This window comes from Marinobacter psychrophilus (assembly GCF_001043175.1).
Taxonomy (GTDB): domain Bacteria; phylum Pseudomonadota; class Gammaproteobacteria; order Pseudomonadales; family Oleiphilaceae; genus Marinobacter; species Marinobacter psychrophilus.
In genome coordinates this window covers 1411165-1430873 of record NZ_CP011494.1, presented here as the reverse complement: position 1 = coordinate 1430873, position 19709 = coordinate 1411165, and the positions used below count along the sequence as shown (strand labels likewise).

The window sequence follows — 19709 nt, the reverse complement described above, 5'->3', positions numbered from 1 at the left end:
ACTCGTTTGATCCGGATTAAACAAAACGTGCGACCAGAGGCGAGGACTCTGCCTTTGAAAATCCAGAGATCATGCTCAAGGCATTGTTCGCAATGGATTATTCAAATTTTTATTTAAGTGGTATGAAATTCGCATTTACTGGATCGAGGGCGAACCTAACAAAGGAGAAATTCATGGAATTGATACCAATCTCGAAAATACTCATGCGGCTATCATCGGGGGTAGTGAGCTTGGTGCTCTCGATGGGCACCACTTCACTTGCCGCCGAAACAATGTCCCCTGGGACGCCGCTACAAACTCCGGAGGTGAATTCGGCAAAAGCCGATTTGGGTAAGCGATTGTTTTACGACGCAAGACTCTCAGGCGACGCCTCTATTTCTTGCGCCACCTGTCACCAACCTGAGCACGGTTTTTCTCATCCAGACTCGTTATCTCCGGGTTACCGCGGGAATGGACATTTCCGCAATTCACCCACGTTAATCAACACTGCGCTGAAGACAACTTGGATGCACGACGGCCGCCTGGGAACCAACCTGAACGACGTTACCCGAGAAATGATCACCGAAAGCTATCTGATGAACATGGATATGAGGTTAATGCAGGAACGCCTCAAGCAAGATCCCGTTTATGTAAGCATGTTTAAGGAGGTCTACGGGGCTGAGCCATCCAATGGACTGGTTCGCAAAGCCATACCGGAATTTTTGAAGACCCTGACATCCCGCAATAGCAGTTTTGATAACGGGGCGTTATCGCCCTCGGCAAAAAGTGGTTTTGAGCTTTTCAAGGGCAAAGCCGGTTGTGTGCAATGTCATACCGGTCCGCTGTTCTCCGACGGCAAGGCCCACAATACAGGCGTTCCAGAGAATCTTGATGTATTTCTGGATCCAGACCGCTACCAAGCCTTTCTCGCTTATAACAAGTTCATGGGGAATGAAAACCTGATGAACATCAAACGGGATCTGGGCGCGCATGTTCAATCCCATAAAGTGGACGGTAGTGACAAAGGCAAGTTCATGACCCCGACCCTTCGGGAACTTACCTACACAGCGCCCTACATGCATAACGGGATGATCAAGACCCTACCGGAGGTTGTTGCGTTTTATAACATTGGAGGCGAAGCGGATACGCGAAAAAGTGACTTGTTGAAGCCTTTGGGACTGTCCACCAAGGAGCAGAGCGATCTTGTGAATTTTCTAAAATCGCTTTCCGGTGACTCTCTGGAAACTGCCGATTTCGTGCTGGAAAACAAGAACTTCAGCTACCAACCAATGACCAATTGGCGCAAAACGTCCAATTAAGGAGGCCTCGTGAACATAAAAGCGATACCAATATCCATGTTGGCCGGCAACGGCGGACAAGCGCGACGGCAGATCAGGATCTCATTCTTCGCGACCACCATGTTGTTAATTGCCGGGCCCGTAACCTGTGTGGAGTTGAACGCCAAGCAGGCTGAGACAGCAGCTCAGGCAAATTCACAGACCTCCGTAAGCACCGGCGCACTTGTTAAAATGTTAAAGCATGCAACACAACAGTTGCCTATGGATTACGACCCACCGGGAGCTGAGACAGGTACTGTTCCTCCTTTGGCAGCTCTTGGCCCTGTTCCGGTGCCGGCAGACAATCTGATGACAGCCGAAAAAGTCGAGCTCGGAAAATTGCTTTTCTTCGACGGACGTCTTGGTGGAGATACGTCAACCGCCTGTGTCGCGTGTCACCTTCCCTCAACCGGCTGGGATTTTCCTACCGACATCAGTATGGGTTATCCAGGCACTGTGCACTGGCGAAACAGTCAAACCATCGTCAACTCAGCGTACTACGGAAAACTATTCTGGGCCGGATCGTCAAAATCTCTTGAAGCTCAGGCTCGAAGCGCCGCTAGAGGCGCTGTTGCCGGAAACGGTGAGGAAGACATGATGGAGGCCCGTCTGGCCATCATTCCTGAGTATCGGGAACGATTCCGGGCTGTGTTTGGTGACGAATGGCCTGGGCTTGCCAACGCCTGGAATGCAATCGCCGCTTTCGAACGAATCCTTGTGCAACGTGATACCCCGCTGGACCGTTACCTACTTGGCGACGAGACAGCGCTGACCGAGCAACAAGTTCGTGGTGAAGCCTTGTTTGAAGGCAAAGCAGGTTGTCTACAATGCCACAATGGTGCACTGGCGTCTGATGAGAAGTACTACAACACCGGTGTTCCTCCCCAGACGCGCTGGGAGAATGATGCCCTTGCCCAGATAACCTTCCGCTTCGAGCTGTATGGCAAAGGTGTATCTGAAACGCTGTACCGTGATCTCAAGGCGGATCCTGGCGCCTACTTCCGGGGAAAGATTCCCTCCATGAAGGGAGTATTCCGAACTCCAAGCCTGCGTTATACAAAATACACAGCGCCCTACATGCACAACGGAACCATTCCAACTCTGGAGGCGGTCGTGGATTTCTATGACCGGGGTGGTGTTACCGAGGACGGGCGTACCACTGATTTCTCTCAAACCAAGAGCCCACTAATCAAGCCACTTGGGCTCGAACCTCAGGAAAAAGCCGATCTAGTTGCGTTTCTCGGAGCATTCAGCGGCGAGCGACTGACAATGGAAAGGCCGGAACTTCCCGATTACGCTCCTTTATTCACTGAACAAGAACTGTTGGAGGCTTCAAAATGAGCGTGTCCAAGGACAACACCCATAAAGAGGCGCGTGCCCATGGCAAATGCATGCTGTCCCGTCGTCAACTTCTGGTCTACGGCAGCACCGCAGCGGTTGCAGCCAGCACGATCAGCGTGTCTCTGTTCCCGGGAACCGCTGAAGCCAAATCGGTTCCGGCCAGGGTAACAGGTTACCCGCGTAAGCTTGTCGCTCGCTTAAGTGAGCTGAAGGACAACCAACCGGTCGATTTTAATTACCCCGATGACGGCAGAAATACTCAGTCGATGCTGGTCAAAACAGGGGTTCAGTGCGGCGGTGGTATAGGTTCGGAGCGTGATGTTGTTGGCTTCAGTTATATGTGCACCCACCAGGGGGGGGCCACTCAACGGCACTTACAAAGCAACGGGCCCTCATCACCGTACCTTGGGCCAATGCCCATTCCATCTGTCGCTTTTCGATGTTCGTCGGCACGGCATTATTGTGTCTGGTCAGGCCTACGAGAGTCTTCCTCAGGTCCTGCTAGAGCTGGATGGCGATGAGATTTATGCCGTTGGCATCATGGGGCTTCTATTTGGCCGTACTGACAACCTTTCCGCAGGGTAGGAATCACGATGACTACAAAGTTCTATATTCCCGAAGATCAAGCTCCGCTGCCACCGACCGATGCGGATGTGCTAACCACCGCCTGCGACTACTGCGTTGTAGCCTGTGGCTTTAAGGTATACCGCTGGCCATTGGAAAAGGCTGGCGGTGGAATGAAAGCTGAAGAGAACGCGTTTGGTATCGCGTTTCCGAGTGCTCCGTTGCAGTCTTGGGTGGCCCCCGCTCAGCATAATGTGGTGATGCACAACGACAAACCCCACAACATCATTGTTGTGCCCGACAAAGACACCAACGCGGTTAACAAAAACGGTGATTCCAGTATGCGGGGTGGCCTCATTGCTCAAAAGGTCTATAACCCCTCAACTGGGACACGGGATCGTTTGACAAGCCCTCTGATGCGCATTGGCGGCACCTTGCAGCCAGTCAGCTGGGACATGGCACTTAATGTCGCGGCTGCCGTTGGCAGGCACGTGCTGGATAAACACGGTGCTGATGCTTATGGCATCAAGACATACTCATATCAGTACATTGAAAACACTTATGCCATCACTAAATACGCGTTTCGGCATGTTAATACGCCTAATTTCGCGTTTCATGACACGCCTTCTGACGTCACCTCTACCCCCGGTTTCAGGGACGCAGGTTTTGACAATTTCGGGCCCAGTTTTGATGATTGGGGTTCAGCGGACGTCCTGATGATTGCAGGGACAGATCCATACGAAACAAAAACCATACTTTTCACTCAGTACATCATGCCTGCCGTGCGCCGGGGTATGAAGACGATCATACTCAACCCTAGGGAAACCGCCGGAATAGCCTGGCTGAAAAAGCAAGGTGCGCTAATTCTGGATGTTTATCCTGGCACGGATACGTTGGTAGTGGGAGCCATTGCACGGGTCATTATGGAAAATGGCTGGGAGGACAGCGAATGGATCCAAAAGTGGGTCAACAGCAAATTTGAATCCAGCTCCGGTTTTGGTCAAGGCACACGCAACACCCCTTGGCAGTGGCGCACCACTTGGGGATTGTTCCAAACCGATGGGTTCGAGGACTACAAAACCTGGAATAAGGAACAGGACGAGTACGACCCAGATTACGCAGCCCGTTACGCCGGCATTGACGTAGAAAAAATTTATCAGGCAGCTGAAATGCTTGCGAAGCCAAAGGATGGCAAGCGACCAAAAGCGTCCATTGCTATTGAAAAGGGCTTTTACTGGTCGAACAACACAGCCAATACCAACGCCGTAGCGTCACTTGCCACTATCATTGGCACGGGAGGACGAGAGGGACAAGTTATCGGCCGCTTGGGTGGCCATCAACGTGGTGGAGTCTCTGGCGGCAAGTTGCCGCGCAACAAGTCTCCCGAAAAGCTTCCCGGGCGTCGGCGCCGCGCGCTTGACACGGATCGTTGGACCTATTCAGGCCACACGAGATTCGCTCATGTTATCGGCACTACCTGGATTCAGTCGATGGCGGGTTCGCAAGGGCTTCAGCGCAAATTTTGGGAGCTAGTCAGCGCAAATCCGAATCAGGTTCATAGCTACGATGAGAAGGGGATCATTGAAACACTTAAAGCACGCTGCGATTCCGGTGGCATGGTGGTTATCAATCAGGATATTTATCTGCGTGACCCAATTGGTGCCAAGTTCGCTGATATTGTCTTCCCGGCCGCTGGGTGGGGTGAGGAAAACTTTATCCGGGCTAATGGTGAACGGCGGCTGAGACTCTACCAGAAATTCAATGATGCGCCCGGCGAGGCACGTCCGGACTGGTGGATCATCAGTCAGTTGGCCCAACGTATGGGGTTTGATGGATTTGACTGGGAAAACAGCAATGAAGTAGCCGAGGAAGCGGCTCGTTTCACCCGAGGTAGCCGAAAAGATTTCTTCATGGTGAAAGTTGCTGCCCATAAGGAAGGCAAGACACTTCACGAAAAGATGCGTGAATTCGGTACCGATGGCATCCAGGGACCGGTTTTCTACAACTACGATACCGGCAAGCTGGTTGGCACCAAGCGTCTGCACGATGTGGCCTTGGCAACGGACGCCAAGCGGCTAGAAGAAATGGGGCTGACAAACGGCGCTGTAGGCGCCAACGTGCTTGGTAAGAAACTGACCGGATTTAACACGCAAACGGGAAAGATCAACCTTCAGAAGCACCCATGGGGCCTCTTCAGTGATCTTCACGAGTGGCTACAACCGAAAACCGATGAGCTCTGGTTCAGCAACGGACGAATCAATGAGATCTGGCAGTCCGGTTTCGATGACGTCGAGCGGCGAGCATACACCGCCCAACGTTGGCCAGAAAACTGGGTGGAAATTCATCCTGATGACGCAGCCGCGCGGGGTATCGAAGCAGGGGACCGGGTTATGATGTATTCAGATCGAGTTCCAGTGTTCAAGGATACGATCCTCGGCATAGACGAGAGCCACTTTCAATTCAGCACGTTGATGGAGCGAGGACATATTGAGCTGGACACGGCAGCAGTAACAGCAGTTGCGATTGTTACTCCCGCTGTCAAAAAAGGTGTGCTTTACGCCAACATGCTCGATATGCGCCAGCCCAGTAACTCGCTGACCGTTCGCGTGGTCGACAATATTAGCGGTAACTATAACTTCAAAATGGGTGTTGCCAAGGTGCGCAAAATCGGCGAGTCCGCTTACAAGAAAGAGTTCCGAAGCTTCTCGTTCGCACCTAGAAATATCGTCTAGCACTCCTCGCACTCGGCAGAGAGCTTGTCAGTATCCGAGTAATTACTGAGGAATATTGTATGTCTGTATCGCGTCGTCAGTTTCTTAAAGCGTCAGCCGCAACTGCCGCTTACGCCACCGGTTTAACCTTATTCAGCGCCACTGCAGTTTTTGGTGATGATACCGTGTTAATCCCGCATGCTTCGCACTATGGTCCATTCAAGGCCGTGGTAAAAAATGGAAGGTTCATTGGGGTTCAGCCGTTAAAAGACATCGACGCCATGCCCACCAAGATGCTTACCGAAGGTGTACTAAGCCGCACCTATCACCGTACACGTGTCATGTACCCGATGGTGCGAAAATCTTATTTGGAGAATGTCGGTGGTTTTATTCATCCCGAGTTGCGCGGTAAAGAGCCTTTTGTGCGAGTCAGTTGGGACGTAGCGCTTGCGTTAACCGCAAACGCCGTTCTAGAGACCGTTGAGCGTTATGATAACGAAGCGGTTTTCAGTAGTTCTTATGGCGGTTGGAGCCACGCGGGTGCATTGCGCCCGAACGTACTACAAGGTCGCTTGTTCGGATTAATCGGCGGTTGCACCACCACCACGGGCGACTATTCGGGTGGTGCATCACAAATCAGTCTGCCGCATATCATTGGCGATATGGAAGTCTATTCCGCGCAAACCTCATGGGAAGAAATTCGCGATAATACCGAAGTATTTGTGTGGGTAGGCGTTGACCCAACTAAGAATAATCGTATTGAATACCGTGTTGCCGATCACCAGATGTATCCACGCTGGGAGCAAATCCGGGATTCGGGCGTTAAATCTGTCAGTATTAACCCGCAACAAACCTTGACCGACGATACAATGAATGCGGAGTGGGTAAAGATCATACCAAATACCGATGTCGCTTTATTCCTCGCTATGTCTTACCACTTGGTTAAATCAAATAAACACGATAAAAAATACTTGGCTAAATATGCTGTAGGCTTCGACAAGGTAGAAAAATACCTAATGGGCGAAGACAGCAATGATGGCTTTGAGAAAACGCCGGAATGGGCATCTGAAATTACAGGTATTCCAGCTGAAAAAATTGTTGAAATGGCTGAATTATTTGCTAGTAAACGTACTCAGTTTGCCGGTGCTTGGTCGTTACAACGTGCTAGCCACGGTGAAATGACACATTGGGCGATCATTAACTTTGCCGCTATAGCCGGCAAGATTGGTAAACCGGGTGAAGGCGTTGGCTTTAGTTGGCATTACGGTGGCGGTGGAATGCCACAATCTGGAGGCACTATGCCTACCGGTCTACCACAAGGTCGTAACCCGGTTAAAACCCGCTGCCCTGCTTCACGTATCACCGAAATGTTAACCAACCCTGGTGCGCCTTTCTATCGCGATGGACAAAAATATAATTATCCTCGGGTAAGAATGATCTACAACGCGGGTGTGAACTACTTAAGCCATCAGCAAGATACCAATGAGTTGATCTTTGCTTTACGCAAGAAAGTCGACACGATTGTTTGTCAAGATCCGTGGTGGACTGCTTCAATGCAATATGCAGATATTGTATTACCAGCCACTAGCTCTTTAGAACGCAATGATATTACCTCTGGCGGAACTTACAGTAACGATAAAATCTACGCTATGCGTCAAGTTATCGAGCCTGTTGGCGAAAGTCTGGACGATTTCGAAATCTTCCGCCGTTTAGCCGCAGTCTTTGGAGTCGAGCAGAGCTTTACCGAAGGCTTTAGCGTCATGCAAATTATTGAGCGCGCTTACAAAAATAGTTCTGCCGAGATGCCATTTGAAGAGTTTTGGGAAAAAGGCGTTGCGCCGGTTAAAGTACCAGAAGAAGCTCGACACTGGGTTCGCCATGGTGACTTTTATAAAGATCCAGTCAAAACCCCATTGCACACCGCCTCAGGAAAAATAGAAATGTATTGCGATGCCATCGCGGCTTTCAATATTGAAGATTGCCCACCAATGCCTACATGGATGGAGCCGTTTGAATATTTAGGCAATGCAAAAGAGGGCCAGCTGCACGTCGTCAGTCCGCATCCACGTATGCGTTTGCACTCTCAGATGGCGAATGCCTCAATCCGTCACATTGATAATATCAAAGGACGCGAGTTCATCTTCATTAATCCCGAAGACGCGGCAGAGCGTGGTATTACAGATGGAGATCTTATTGAAGTGTATAACGATCGCGGCGCGCTAATCGGTGGTGCCAAGGTATGGGATAAAATTATGAAAGGCGTACTCAGCATCCAGGAGGGTGTGTGGTTATCGCTAGACAGCAAGGGTCGCTGTAATAGTGGCGCGGTGAACATTCTTACCTCAAGCCAAGCAAGTAGCAATCTCAGCCAGGCTACTGCAGCAAATACTTGTGTTGCTTGGGTTAAGAAGTGTACTGACCCTGAAGGCGAAAATATGGCTTATCACCCACCCGAAGTTTTATACTCAAATGCAGTAATAGATATTACTGCATTGGATATAGCTACGCGTTCCAGGGAGATTAAGTCATCTGCAGGCGCAGATATGACGCCGGGTGAGAAGCTCTTTTATAATCGCTGCACACTGTGTCATGTACCTCGTGAGCCTAGTGATTATACTAAGAAGCAATGGGAAGGTATCACTCAAAGTATGTTCCCACGCGCAGGATTGAACACAGATGAGCGTAAGACTGTCCTAGATTTCTTGTTTAAACATGCCAAAGATGCGAAGTGATAAGGAGAGCATAAACATGAGTAGAAAATATACAAAACCACTATTAAAAATTGCTCTAAGTGGATGCCTTGCCTCTTTAGCTTCGTTCTCTACAGTTGCTCAGGCAGGTGAGTCAGCCGAGCCAATAAAAATCTCGCTGAATAACTGGGCTAGTCAGCGTGTATTGGCGAATGTTAGCGGTAAACTATTGCAGCAAATCGGTTATAACGTCGAATATCATCAAGCTGATGCACAACGTCAGTTCCCCCTGATGGGTAGTGGTAAACTGCATTATCAGGTCGAAGTTTGGCAGGGAACGATGGAAGCGCCATTTGAACGTCAAGTTTCCAGAAAACGTATAATTGACGCTGGATCTCACCAATCGATAACGCGCGAAGAGTGGTGGTATCCAGATTATCTAGAAGAGGTTTGCCCGGGGCTGCCCGACTGGAAGGCTTTGAATGAGTGTGCCGACAAGTTGAGTACTCCTGAAACGAAACCACTAGGACGTTATTTAGCAGGCCCAACAGATTGGGAAAGACCCGACCGCGAGCGCATTGAGGCTCTAGGTTTAAACTATAAAGTCGTTAATGTGATTAATCGACAAAGCTTAAGGGCGGAACTAGACCAAGCAATTGCTGATAAAAGGCCCATCCTAGTATACAACTGGACACCCAATTGGACCGATAGCAAATACTCCGGTAAGTTTGTGGAATTTCCGGAGTTTCACGAAAACTGCGAAACGGATGCTGGATGGGGCGAAAACCCCCAACTCAAACACGATTGTGGCAACCCCAAAAAGGGATGGCTGAAAAAAGCCGTTTGGAGCGAATTCCCTGAAAAATGGTCATGTGGATTTGAGTTGATTAAAAACATCAACTTCAATAACGACCAAATTAGTGCCGCTGCCGCTTACGCCGAAGTCGATGAAATGAGTCCGGAGGAAGCCGCAAACCGCTGGATTAGTGAAAACCAGGCAGTTTGGAAGCAATGGATGCCAACTTGTGCTGGCTCTGTCAAACTCAATGAGACAAAGGCCGTAAAAACAGAGGCTGCTACTACAGTTGCTGTAACAGTCGATGCCTCAGCGCTAGCAAAAAGCAAAAACTGTATGGCCTGCCATGGAATCGAAAATAAAATTGTTGGCCCTGCATTTAAAGACATTGCAGCCAAGTACAAAGGCAATAAAACCGCAGTTGCGACACTGGTAGCTAAAGTTAAAAACGGAGGTGCGGGTAATTGGGGCGAAGTTCCAATGCCACCTAACCCTAGTGTTAGCGATGCAGACACTGAAACGCTGGTAACGTGGATTCTGTCACAGTAAGAAACTAGGTGGGCGCTCAAACAATTCAAAGTTTTGAACGCCCCCGTCTTTCAAAAAAGCAATAATTAAAAAATCAGAAAATGACAATTCTGTTGAATTTATCGAAACATCCCCTTATATCGTCTCCTTCATTTTTGACAGGTAGAAATGACCGCTTATTTGACATACCTGCCATTGACACCACTCGATGGAGCCCTCTGCCGATAACGAAAAGTCAAACCCCATAAATGGCTCTTCACGGTATCGTCGTCCATCACTCAGTTGGTAGTATCAGAAGTCCATCAACCCTCTGCCATTGCGCGGTCCGGGTTCAGCCAACGGTTTAGTTTTTTTGCAGAATCGGCGCTTTACCTGCGTATGTTTTAAAACCGATAACTCACCACCACGCTGCCATTCACAGCTTCGAAACGGGAGCGCTTAGGCCAGAGAGCGTTAGGGTTGTTGCGGCGGACAAAGCCTGACCAATCATTTTGTTCGTAATGTTGCGCATTAGTGACTCCTGTTGTGTATCTCTAACCACCCCGAATAGTGACGTCCGCCAAAATAACGACAGTAGCAGTCACACCGATGCTACTCATCCCGATTGAACATACTCGGGTTCCCTTTTACAAAATCCTGTATCCAACGCTCCAGAAACGATTCGTTCTTACCGGTTCTGACATAGCGATAGCCCAAAATCGAGATAACCAGCGCACCCAGAGTGTCTACGATCAGGTCCCACATGGTGTCGGTCAGGCCTGAGGGATCGCCCAGCATGGGTTTTTGCATGTTCATACCAAATACAGTGTCCATGGCAAATTCAAAGATTTCCCACAAGGCACCGATGGCCACGGCAAACAGAAAAGCAAAAAACGCGACAAAACCGGGGCGCATGTGCAGATTAATATCTTCGACTTCGTTCATTACGTGCACAAGCAAAAAACCGACAATGCCCAATAAGAAGCCAGAACTGGTGTGCAGGGCAATATCCCACCACCAATAACGAGTGTAGTAACCGCGCACCTCCCCTAAAAACAGCGACGCAAACACGAACAGAATGGCAAGAAGCACAAATTCAGGCGGTATAAAAACATGAAAAAAACGACCAATGAGCAGAGGCGCCAGAGTAATCAGCAAAATGCCAATGGTAAGCACCATCGCAAGCCACTGTTGCTGCCAGATGGCGGCCAGTATTTCGGCTACCAAAATAATCTGGAGAAAAAATGTCAGGCGTCGATGAATCAGTCGCTGTTGCATGCAAGGCCTTGAAGATTATGGTGTGGCAACCGCGACCAGATCAATTCGTGGCCACCAGTTGCAGAATTTCCTGATCAATTGCGTTTGCATCTACCAAGTGCGAAAACCACACTTGCTCGCTTTGGCCGCGCAACAAACCCAACAGAACGCCCAGCACAGCCCCACGATGAACATTGTCGCCACCGACATTGGTATTGGCCAGCAAGGCTTGTTGTGGTTGATCGCGGTAGCGGCACAAAAAGTATAACAACGCCGGCCAGGAGTCGGAAATATAACACGCTGGGGATAGCATGCGGCCCACCACGTCGGAATCTGGGGCCTGCTTTTCAATCACGTCCAATAGTGCTTTGCGCGTGCGCGCCGGAACAGATTGCAGCAGTTGCTCATTGGTGGGCTGATCGCCGTCGGGCCTAAGCAACAGCTGCGCTACCAGGCTTACGTATGCATCACAGATCAACGCCAACTCGTCGCTGGGGTGGGTTAGAAACAAATGCTCTCGACATTGCGCTTGCACTTGTTCTAATGAAAGGCCGTTTAACAGGCTTTGCAGCGCCAGCGGCGCAATGGTGACCAAGCCGCCGACAGAGGCTGTGTCGTGAGTTACAGCTCCACATTTGCGCGGTGGCAAGCCCTGAGCGTAGTTGTGAAAAAAACCACGATGGTAAGACTCAGCGTAAGTGTCCGGATGTTGTGGCGCATCGGCTGTCATGAAATCGACGTAGCGAGCGGCAAAATCATCCACGCTATATGCACTACTCTGCGTTTTACCAGCATTCTCTGCGCCACTTCCCACACCCTCTGCATCGCCACGGCTCTGTTCAGCCTCTGCCAAGGTGCGCATCAGTAACCTTGCACAGTGGGCGTTCAGGGTGTTGTCGCCTGCGGCCATACCCACATGATAGTGCACGTTCGCGCGATCCCAGTGTTGGCGGCGGCCTTTGAGTATGACGTCGCCAACCACATCTGGCGCCGCCTTGGCTACGGCCTTGCGGCCACCCTGAGCGGTAGAGTGCAGAGACATAATAGACGACGGATGCCATTCTGGCGGCGCATCAAAAGCGCTAACACCGTTTGGAAACGCGGCGAAAATATCGCCCACCCGGTAATACCAGTGCACAGGCATAGCTAAGGCGTCAGCTATAAATAAATTCTGAAGTGCGGCGCGAGCGCGCTCTTGCATCAGCGAAAGCTGGAATGAGGTCATAAAATCGAATTCCTTCAGTTAAGTGCCATTGCTGTGAAAAAGATAAGTGGCATTGTTGTAGAGTGCGCTTACTGCTTTTACGCCCTTCGCCCTGCGATGTATCTTTACAGATTGGTCAGATCGCTCTATTGCCAACGCCCATAAGGACAAACTATGCATCCGAAGAAGCCGTTTTCTCAAGCTTGCGACAACAACAAGGGACCGATACTCGACACACTGCGACAGGTTTTCACAGCGCCAACCACCGTCTTGGAAATTGGCACCGGGACGGGGCAACACGCAGTGCACTTCGCCACTCACCTGCCCCATCTTTATTGGCAGACCAGTGACCATCCCAATCATTACCAACTGTGCCAGCCCTGGCTGATCGATGCCGGGCTGCCCAATATTGGCAACCCCATTGCGTTGAATGTGAGCCAGGAGCCTTGGCCGTTGATGGAGTTCAGCGGTGTATTTTCAGCTAACACCGCCCACATCATGGCCTGGCACGAAGTAGAGGCGATGTTTGCGGGCGTGGGCAGAGGCCTGGCGGATTCAGCCGTACCGGAGAACGAAGAGCGCGGGCAATTCTGTCTTTACGGGCCGTTCAAATACAACGGCGACTTTACCAGCGCCAGCAATCAGAGTTTTGACCAGCACCTTCGAAGTCACGCGGCGCACATGGGCATTCGCAATATTGAGAGCCTGATCGAACTGGCACAAAGCCACGGTATGGTTCTGGCGCAAGACCGCACCATGCCCGCCAACAATCAGCTGCTGGTGTGGCGCACAACCACCGAACCAGAAGCGCTTTAAAGCCAATCAAAATGTGCACAGCGCCTCCCAGCAACTGCGACCGCGTCCATACTGAGCGCCAGCGCTAGAATAGTGAGTTCGATCATAATGTAGACATCTGAATTATTCCGCTGTGCTTTGGCGTCGAACGATAAAGTTCCGATTTTCCCCGCAGAACCAGTCATAGATTCAACAATGCAAGGCTTGTGGAAGTTGGCAAAAGGTTATAGATTGACTCCAAGCTTTTACAGGCCAAAATTTCACTGTATTCCCGCGTAAAAGGTCCTGCTGGGAGCGATTTCCTTCTCGAGTTGAACTGTTTATACTTTTGCATTTTCCGCCAGGCTAATGTGTAAAGTTACTCTTTCACTTTTCTTACTGTTCGCCGAACCCGCTCTTTTAACGTCAGGTTCGACGTTCGATCTTTGCGTTGCTTTATACTTTTTATTCTCTGGAGATTACGATGTCTGAATTGCCAGCGATTCTGGTTGCTGAAGAAGATTTTAACCGCCTGTCTAGCATGATTGAAAAACAGGGCCACTCAGAAACTGCTGCGGCGCTGGATGAAGAGCTCAGCCGTTCAACTCTAGTGCCGCTGGCAGATATACCCGACACAGTGGTTACCATGAATACAGCTGTGCGTTTTCAAGACGAAGACAGTAAAAAAGAGCACCAATTAACCCTAGTCTACCCCCACGAAATGGGCGACGGCGACGGTAAAATATCCATTCTGGCCCCAGCTGGCTCGGCGCTGCTAGGTCTGAGCGTGGGCGAATCCATCAAATGGCCAGTGCGCGGTCGCAAAGACCTGCACCTGAAGATCATTTCGGTCCAGCGCGAGAAATAGGTTTGCCCCGCGCCTTAGTAATCGGCGCCCCCACTTATCGCCCAGGCTTTGTTGTGCAAAATATCAGAAAACGCTTGGGCCGATGGCGACAAAGGACGGTCACGGAATCGTAATTCACACAGTGACCGGCTCAACTGTTCAGCGCCGGGTAGCGCCACTTCCTGTAACCGTTCCAACTCCAGCAATTCGTTGACGACCACCCTGGGCAAAAGCGCAAAACCCATGCCGTTGGTAACGCAGCGAGCAATGCCCTCGTTTGACGCTATCTGCAAGGTAGTTTTCGGTATAATTCCCAGGCTTGCTAGTAAGCGGTCGCAAACAGAGCGCGTTCCAGACCCCTCTTCCCGTTGAACCCAGCAGCCACTGTTCAGTCGCTCCAAAGCACCTTCGCCTTGAGCCCACTCCGTGCCGGCCACCAGCAATAAGCCTTCATCACGCCAATGGCGACTTTCAATTCGCGGGTCTTCCACATCCCCTTCAACGATCGCCAGGTCCAACTGACAATCCAACAGCCATTCGCTGATTACCCGAGTGTTTGCCACGCGCACCTTCATATTAATGTTCGGATACCGGCGCGCAAATTCGGCAATCGCCGCCGGCAGCCAATAACCGGCCACGGTGGTGCTAGCGCCCAGTGTCAAGTTGCCAATATGCGCACCTACCCGGGCTTCTATGTCATCCACGGCGGCTTTTTCCAACGCAAAAATACCGCGAGCATGATCAAATACCGCGCTACCACCGGCGGTCAGCTGAACTTTTTGACTATGCTGGCTTTTGCGCGACTGCATACGATCGACCAGCGTCAGCCCCAGCTGGCTTTCCAGCTCACGCACGCCCTGAGATACCGCAGGCTGGCTAATATGCAAAACAGTAGCCGCGCCGGAAAAACTGCCTTCCTGCACCACCGTATAAAAAATCCTCATTAGATGCAGATTTAACACTATAACCTCAGCTTATAAGCGTTTAATAAAAGCATATTCGATCACGTCATAACGTGGGCGTAAGGTAGCGTTATCTCAATGTTATTCGGAGAACGCTGGTGAATACTGCAGAGCAACAAACAGCGGCAGCAGACACAAAAATCACAAAAGGCACAGCAGCAGAATCCCCAAAAAAGCAGATTGTGCCGGGTCTTGCGCTAGTAGCTACGTTGGCTGGCGCAGCGTTTTTTCTAGCCCAACAATCTTGGTTTCAGCGGATGAGCATGGGCCCGCTTACGCTGGCAATCGTTCTCGGTATTGTGGCGGGCAATACGGTTCTGCGCAATCAACCCATTATTCTGGCCAATGGCATATTTTTGGCAAAGGGCTTGTTGCTAAGGCTAGGCATTATTCTTTATGGTTTTGGCATCACTTTTCAGCAAATCAGCGCGGTTGGCGTTAACGGCGTGTTATTGGACGCTACAATGATTGCCTCTACCTTTGCGATGGCGCAGCTGATTGGCCGGCGCTGGATGAAGATGGAAAAAGAAACGACCATTTTAATCGGCGCAGGCGCCTCTATTTGCGGTGCGGCGGCGGTTTTGGCGACCGAGCCCGTGGTTAAAGGCAGAAGCGATCAGGTATCTGTCGCAGTCGCAACGGTGGTAATTTTTGGCACCATCAGCATGTTTCTTTACCCATTGATGTATCCGCTATTGAATATGACAGAGCACCAGTATGGTATTTACGTGGGTTCTACCATTCATGAGGTTGCGCAGGTCGTCGCTGCGGGCCAGGCAATTAGCACTGAAGCGGCCAACAGCGCCATTATTGAAAAAATGGTGCGGGTAATGATGCTGGCGCCGTTCCTGCTTATTCTGGCCAACATACGCCTGCCAAGTCGCAGTGCAAACGCCGGCGTTGGCAAAAAGGAACGGCAGAAGTTGGTCATTCCTTGGTTTGCGGTTCTGTTCCTGGCGGCGGCGGCGGTTAACTCTGTGATTGCCATGCCCTCTATGGCCACCAACGCCATTCGCCATGTCGACCTGTTCCTGCTATCCATGGCGATGACAGCACTGGGCTTGAGCACACAGGTATCTGCAATACGACGTGCGGGACTGCGCCCACTGATACTGGCCGGCTGTCTGTTTGCCTTCCTGACAGTTGGCGGCTATGTCCTAAACCGTTTGCTGATCAGCTAAGCCATCTCTAACCAAGGCTCAGTGGCCTATGGTACAAGCTTGAACTGATCAATTGTCTGGCGCAGGTTTTCGGCCATTACCAGCAATTCAGCCGCTATTTGCGCGGTCTGCTGGGCTTCCAATGTCGTTTGCTCGGCGGACCGACTGATTTCAATCACGTTCTGATTGATGAGGTCAGACACATTGCTTTGTTCGTTAGCGGCGCTTTCCATTCCTTGGTTCAGGCTGGTAATTTCGCGGGTAGCTTCGGCGATGATTTTCAGCTCGGCCTGTACTTTCAAAATGGAATCTACCTGCTGGCTGGCACGGTCTGACGCACCGCGCATGGTCGAAAAACAACCCGCAACTTCTTCTTTCAGGGCGTTTATCGTGTCGCGAATCTCAGCCGTAGACACCTGGGTCCGCGACGCAAGAGCCCGCACTTCATCGGCAACCACAGAGAATCCGCGGCCGGCTTCGCCAGCTCGCGCGGCCTCAATAGCCGCGTTCAATGCCAACAGATTGGTTTGATCAGCAATATTGGAAATGGTCTCCAGCATCGTCGTCATTTTCGCGGTGCGCTGGTTCAAAGCTTCAATACGCTGGGCACCGTTTTGCACCTCGACATTTAGTGCTTCAATGCCGCCAACCGCACTTTGCGCAAGCTCCTCACCAAGCCCGGCTGCTTCGGCCGTAGCCACCGATTTTCGCGTGGTGGTAATGGCGCTTTCCCGCACCTGCAGCGCTGATGCTGCCATTTCCGTAGTCGCACTGGCCACTTGATCGGTGTTGTCGCGCTGGCTTAACACCTCCCGTTCGCTGGCGCCGGCCTTGCTAGCAATATCACGCGCGGCTTGCTCAACATGCTCGGCACTCACCATAACCTGGTTCATGCTGTCTCGCATTTTACTAATCATGCGGTTGAACGCATTGGACACCAAGCCAATCTCATCATTGCGCACCACATCCAGCTCAAGGGTCAAATCCGAGTTACGGGATATTTCATCCATGCGGTCACGCAAACGGCGCAAGCGCGAAAACACCAAGTGCCCCAACACCCATGCGGTAATTGCAAATACCCCCAATAACAGAACCGCCTGACTGCCAGCACTGGTCAGCAACTGCGCCTGCAACCGTGCATCGGTTTCAGCCATGGAATATTCGATACGGATGGCACCCAACACATCCCCATCCCGAGCCTGATGGCACCCCAAGCAATTCACACCCTGGTAATCTGCTCTCGCAATCACCGGTTCAATCAAGGTGTAAACCCGGCCGCTTTCATTGCTTGAGTAGCGCTCTATACGCTCACCTGCCAACGCTTTCTCGTCAAGTGGGCCGCGCATTTGTTCTGCAACGTTACCGCTGCCGAAAACCTCATTCAGGTGATCGCTGCGCACTACTCGCACGTTCAGCACGTCTTCCGGCGCCATCACCTTCTCACGCAGAATTTCACGATTGTTCATGGTGCCCGTCACCATCATCGTGTTGAGCGCATCAAAGTAAGATTTCGCCAAGCCGTCTACATATTTGTGGCTGAATTCTTCCACGTGTTCACGCTGAGACTGTGCGCTAAAAAATACGGTGAACACGAGCACCAGTGAAAATGCCGTCGCAAGTGCTAAAAGAAGCATAAAACGAATGGAAAAGTGTTTTTTCATAGTTAACCTGGCTTGTTGATGGTTTCGACGACAACGAGAATTCAAGCCGCAAAGACGGGGGGGGGGGCACGAATCAGGAACTTCAACCGGTGCTGCTTGTTAAGGGTGATGGCCAAAAACAATGAACCTACCGCAAAACCCTTGGGACTCACTTGACCCAAGTCAATTTAACGTACAATCACGTTAAACTCGAGCTGGCCCGCTACTTGCTTGTGTAATTACAGTGGCGACAAAGCTTGTGCGCCGAACTCAACACTGCAGCCGGAGGGCACCGCCATGTCATTACTGTCTACCCTGCTTCGTGCCGGCAGCGAATTACACACGGCGCTGGAAAAACGTCAACCTGCTCCTTCAGTTAGTACTGGCAGCCGCGTTCAAGGCAATGCAGAGCTAACCGCGCAGTCCGGGGCAGACCGGTTCACACCTTCTGAAAGCAAAGAAGACGACTCGACTCGCAAGGTAAGCAAGCTAGCGATTACGGATTATAAGAAAAGCGTCGGGCAAGATCTTGCCTTTATAAGAGAAACGCTGCGGCACAAACTTGCCGAGTACAACATGCCCCCGGCAACGGCGATTCACATCAAAAATGACAGGCAGGGAAACATCGCGGTAGAGGGCAAAGGCCAGAACCCGGCGTTTGCACGCATTGCCGGAGACCTGAACGTAAACACCGCGTTTCAGGATGCGTTCCGGCGCATGAGTGTAAACGAACCTACGCTGCACTTTATGGACAATGCTCTGAAGTTGGGAAAAGCCTACGGCGTGAGCAACTCGCTACTGAACACACTGGTCAGCGAGAACCAGCAGTTCAACGGCCTGCAAGATCTGGTGCACCGCTACGACTCGCTGCGCCGCAACGCCGAAGCTGTGTCAGTGGCCTCTGCCAACACAGCCCGGGATTACGCGTTGAGCTTCAACGCTCGGGCCTGATCTGGAATAAATTTACTGAAACGGCGACGGGTCGCCCTTGCCTACCCGTGTCACTTCCGGGCTGCCACTGGTGAAATTAACCACCGTGGTGGCTTCCATACCGCAGAAACCACCGTCAATAATCAAATCCAACTCGTGTTCGAGCGCGTCACGAATGTCTTCTGGATCGGTCATTGGCTCGGTTTCGCCGGGCAGTATCAGCGTGCTGCTCATGATGGGTTCACCAAACTCGCCCAAAAGTGCGTGCACAACCGCGTTGTCAGGAACACGGACGCCAATGGTACGGCGTTTGGGATGCAACAAACGCCGTGGCACCTCGCTGGTGGCATCCAGAATAAAGGTGTAAGCACCGGGCGTGTAGGTTTTCAGCATACGGTAGGTGGTGTTGTCGACCTTGGCGTAAGTACCAATGTCTGACAAATCCCTGCAAACCAAGGTGAAGTTGTGCTTGTCGTCCAGCTTGCGAATGCGTTTTATACGATCAGAAGCAGATTTGTCACCCAAATGGCAGCCTAACGCATAGCCCGAGTCGGTCGGGTACGCAATAACGCCGCCTTTGCGAAGAATATCCACCGCCTGATTAATAAGGCGCTTTTGCGGATTATCCGGATGAATCTGAAAAAACTGACTCATGAATCAGCCCTCTTGTTGAAGCTTGCCCCAGGGTCATTTTTTGAGCCGCCCAAGCAGTTTGGGGAATCGGGTGTGGACTGATTTTGTGCAGCCCATTCCTCAGGCGTGAAAGGGTGCATAGCCAGCGCGTGCACACCAGCAGCCAACTCTGCAGCCAGCACTTGATAGATCGCCTGGTGGCGCTTCACCTTTGATTGCCCCAAAAATGCCGGCGATACCAAGGTCACCTTGAAATGGCTTTCCGAATTAGGCGGCACGTTGTGCTTGTGGCTTTCGTTCTCGATCATCATCACCTGGGAATCAAAAGCCTGGCTCAACTTGGCCTCGATTGTTTTCTGCACGTCCATCACTCACTC

At 51.2% G+C, this 19709-nt stretch carries 16 protein-coding genes; 10 read left to right on the top strand and 6 right to left on the bottom strand.

Annotated elements, in window-relative coordinates:
• Positions 1-173: 173 nt before the first annotated feature.
• The 6 genes from ABA45_RS06360 (at position 174) to ABA45_RS06335 (ending at position 9967) form a co-directional block, all read left to right on the top strand.
• On the top strand, positions 174-1298 hold the full coding sequence (locus tag ABA45_RS06360; protein ID WP_048384791.1) for a cytochrome-c peroxidase: 1125 nt from the start codon (positions 174-176) through the stop codon (positions 1296-1298).
• 9 nt (positions 1299-1307) lie between these two features.
• A complete protein-coding gene (locus ABA45_RS06355) occupies positions 1308-2657 on the top strand; it encodes a cytochrome-c peroxidase (protein WP_053076130.1) in 1350 nt (449 codons plus the stop codon).
• A 324-nt stretch (positions 2658-2981) separates the two neighbouring features.
• Positions 2982-3242, top strand: a complete 261-nt coding sequence (locus tag ABA45_RS19285) for a Rieske (2Fe-2S) protein (RefSeq protein WP_227506150.1) — start codon at positions 2982-2984, stop codon at positions 3240-3242.
• A gap of 8 nt (positions 3243-3250) precedes the next feature.
• A complete protein-coding gene (locus ABA45_RS06345; protein WP_048384790.1) occupies positions 3251-5953 on the top strand; it encodes a molybdopterin-dependent oxidoreductase in 2703 nt (900 codons plus the stop codon).
• A gap of 59 nt (positions 5954-6012) precedes the next feature.
• A complete protein-coding gene (locus tag ABA45_RS06340) occupies positions 6013-8664 on the top strand; it encodes a molybdopterin-dependent oxidoreductase (RefSeq protein WP_048384789.1) in 2652 nt (883 codons plus the stop codon).
• Positions 8665-8680: 16 nt separating this feature from the next.
• Positions 8681-9967, top strand: a complete 1287-nt coding sequence (locus ABA45_RS06335; RefSeq protein WP_084708283.1) for a glycine betaine ABC transporter substrate-binding protein — start codon at positions 8681-8683, stop codon at positions 9965-9967.
• A 570-nt stretch (positions 9968-10537) separates the two neighbouring features.
• On the opposite strand, the gene ABA45_RS06330 is transcribed toward ABA45_RS06335, so the two are convergent.
• Together ABA45_RS06330 and ABA45_RS06325 are read right to left on the bottom strand one after the other, a co-directional pair.
• Complete coding sequence (locus ABA45_RS06330) at positions 10538-11203, bottom strand: membrane protein (protein WP_048384788.1); 666 nt, start codon at positions 11201-11203, stop codon at positions 10538-10540.
• A gap of 40 nt (positions 11204-11243) precedes the next feature.
• Positions 11244-12407, bottom strand: a complete 1164-nt coding sequence (locus ABA45_RS06325) for an ADP-ribosylglycohydrolase family protein (protein WP_048384787.1) — start codon at positions 12405-12407, stop codon at positions 11244-11246.
• A gap of 153 nt (positions 12408-12560) precedes the next feature.
• Between ABA45_RS06325 and ABA45_RS06320 the strand changes: the two genes are divergently transcribed.
• A complete protein-coding gene (locus ABA45_RS06320; RefSeq protein WP_048384786.1) occupies positions 12561-13202 on the top strand; it encodes a DUF938 domain-containing protein in 642 nt (213 codons plus the stop codon).
• Between the two features lie 442 nt (positions 13203-13644).
• Positions 13645-14028 (top strand): nucleoside diphosphate kinase regulator, encoded by a 384-nt coding sequence (rnk, locus tag ABA45_RS06315; RefSeq protein WP_048384785.1) that lies wholly within the window; start codon positions 13645-13647, stop codon positions 14026-14028.
• Between the two features lie 14 nt (positions 14029-14042).
• Here rnk and ABA45_RS06310 read toward each other — a convergent pair whose 3' ends face one another.
• A complete protein-coding gene (locus ABA45_RS06310) occupies positions 14043-14951 on the bottom strand; it encodes a LysR substrate-binding domain-containing protein (RefSeq protein WP_084708282.1) in 909 nt (302 codons plus the stop codon).
• Between the two features lie 116 nt (positions 14952-15067).
• Here ABA45_RS06310 and ABA45_RS06305 point away from each other — a divergent pair, with 116 nt between their 5' ends.
• A complete protein-coding gene (locus tag ABA45_RS06305; protein ID WP_048384783.1) occupies positions 15068-16150 on the top strand; it encodes a YeiH family protein in 1083 nt (360 codons plus the stop codon).
• A gap of 26 nt (positions 16151-16176) precedes the next feature.
• Here the strand turns inward: ABA45_RS06305 and ABA45_RS06300 are convergent, their stop codons facing one another.
• The gene (locus ABA45_RS06300; protein ID WP_048384782.1) at positions 16177-17790 is read right to left on the bottom strand and encodes a methyl-accepting chemotaxis protein; all 1614 of its coding nucleotides are present in this window, start codon (positions 17788-17790) and stop codon (positions 16177-16179) included.
• Positions 17791-18066: 276 nt separating this feature from the next.
• Between ABA45_RS06300 and ABA45_RS06295 the strand changes: the two genes are divergently transcribed.
• Entirely contained in the window at positions 18067-18720 is a 654-nt protein-coding gene (locus tag ABA45_RS06295) for a hypothetical protein (RefSeq protein ID WP_048384781.1), read from the top strand.
• A gap of 12 nt (positions 18721-18732) precedes the next feature.
• On the opposite strand, the gene ABA45_RS06290 is transcribed toward ABA45_RS06295, so the two are convergent.
• Together ABA45_RS06290 and ABA45_RS06285 are read right to left on the bottom strand one after the other, a co-directional pair.
• Positions 18733-19353 (bottom strand): L-threonylcarbamoyladenylate synthase, encoded by a 621-nt coding sequence (locus ABA45_RS06290; RefSeq protein WP_048384780.1) that lies wholly within the window; start codon positions 19351-19353, stop codon positions 18733-18735.
• Complete coding sequence (locus ABA45_RS06285) at positions 19350-19700, bottom strand: BolA family protein (RefSeq protein ID WP_048384779.1); 351 nt, start codon at positions 19698-19700, stop codon at positions 19350-19352. Before ABA45_RS06285 ends, ABA45_RS06290 begins: the two co-directional genes overlap by 4 nt.
• Positions 19701-19709 lie beyond the last annotated feature (9 nt).

Coding starts and splice junctions, on each gene's coding strand:
- ABA45_RS06335 (WP_084708283.1), top strand. CDS start 8,681: ATGAGTAGAAAATATACAAAACCACTATTAAAAATTGCTCTAAGTGGA.
- ABA45_RS06340 (WP_048384789.1), top strand. CDS start 6,013: ATGTCTGTATCGCGTCGTCAGTTTCTTAAAGCGTCAGCCGCAACTGCC.
- ABA45_RS06345 (WP_048384790.1), top strand. CDS start 3,251: ATGACTACAAAGTTCTATATTCCCGAAGATCAAGCTCCGCTGCCACCG.
- ABA45_RS06360 (WP_048384791.1), top strand. CDS start 174: ATGGAATTGATACCAATCTCGAAAATACTCATGCGGCTATCATCGGGG.
- ABA45_RS06320 (WP_048384786.1), top strand. CDS start 12,561: ATGCATCCGAAGAAGCCGTTTTCTCAAGCTTGCGACAACAACAAGGGA.
- ABA45_RS06310 (WP_084708282.1), bottom strand. CDS start 14,951: ATGAGGATTTTTTATACGGTGGTGCAGGAAGGCAGTTTTTCCGGCGCG.
- ABA45_RS06330 (WP_048384788.1), bottom strand. CDS start 11,203: ATGCAACAGCGACTGATTCATCGACGCCTGACATTTTTTCTCCAGATT.
- ABA45_RS06285 (WP_048384779.1), bottom strand. CDS start 19,700: ATGGACGTGCAGAAAACAATCGAGGCCAAGTTGAGCCAGGCTTTTGAT.
- ABA45_RS06290 (WP_048384780.1), bottom strand. CDS start 19,353: ATGAGTCAGTTTTTTCAGATTCATCCGGATAATCCGCAAAAGCGCCTT.
- ABA45_RS06295 (WP_048384781.1), top strand. CDS start 18,067: ATGTCATTACTGTCTACCCTGCTTCGTGCCGGCAGCGAATTACACACG.
- ABA45_RS06325 (WP_048384787.1), bottom strand. CDS start 12,407: ATGACCTCATTCCAGCTTTCGCTGATGCAAGAGCGCGCTCGCGCCGCA.
- rnk (WP_048384785.1), top strand. CDS start 13,645: ATGTCTGAATTGCCAGCGATTCTGGTTGCTGAAGAAGATTTTAACCGC.
- ABA45_RS06300 (WP_048384782.1), bottom strand. CDS start 17,790: ATGAAAAAACACTTTTCCATTCGTTTTATGCTTCTTTTAGCACTTGCG.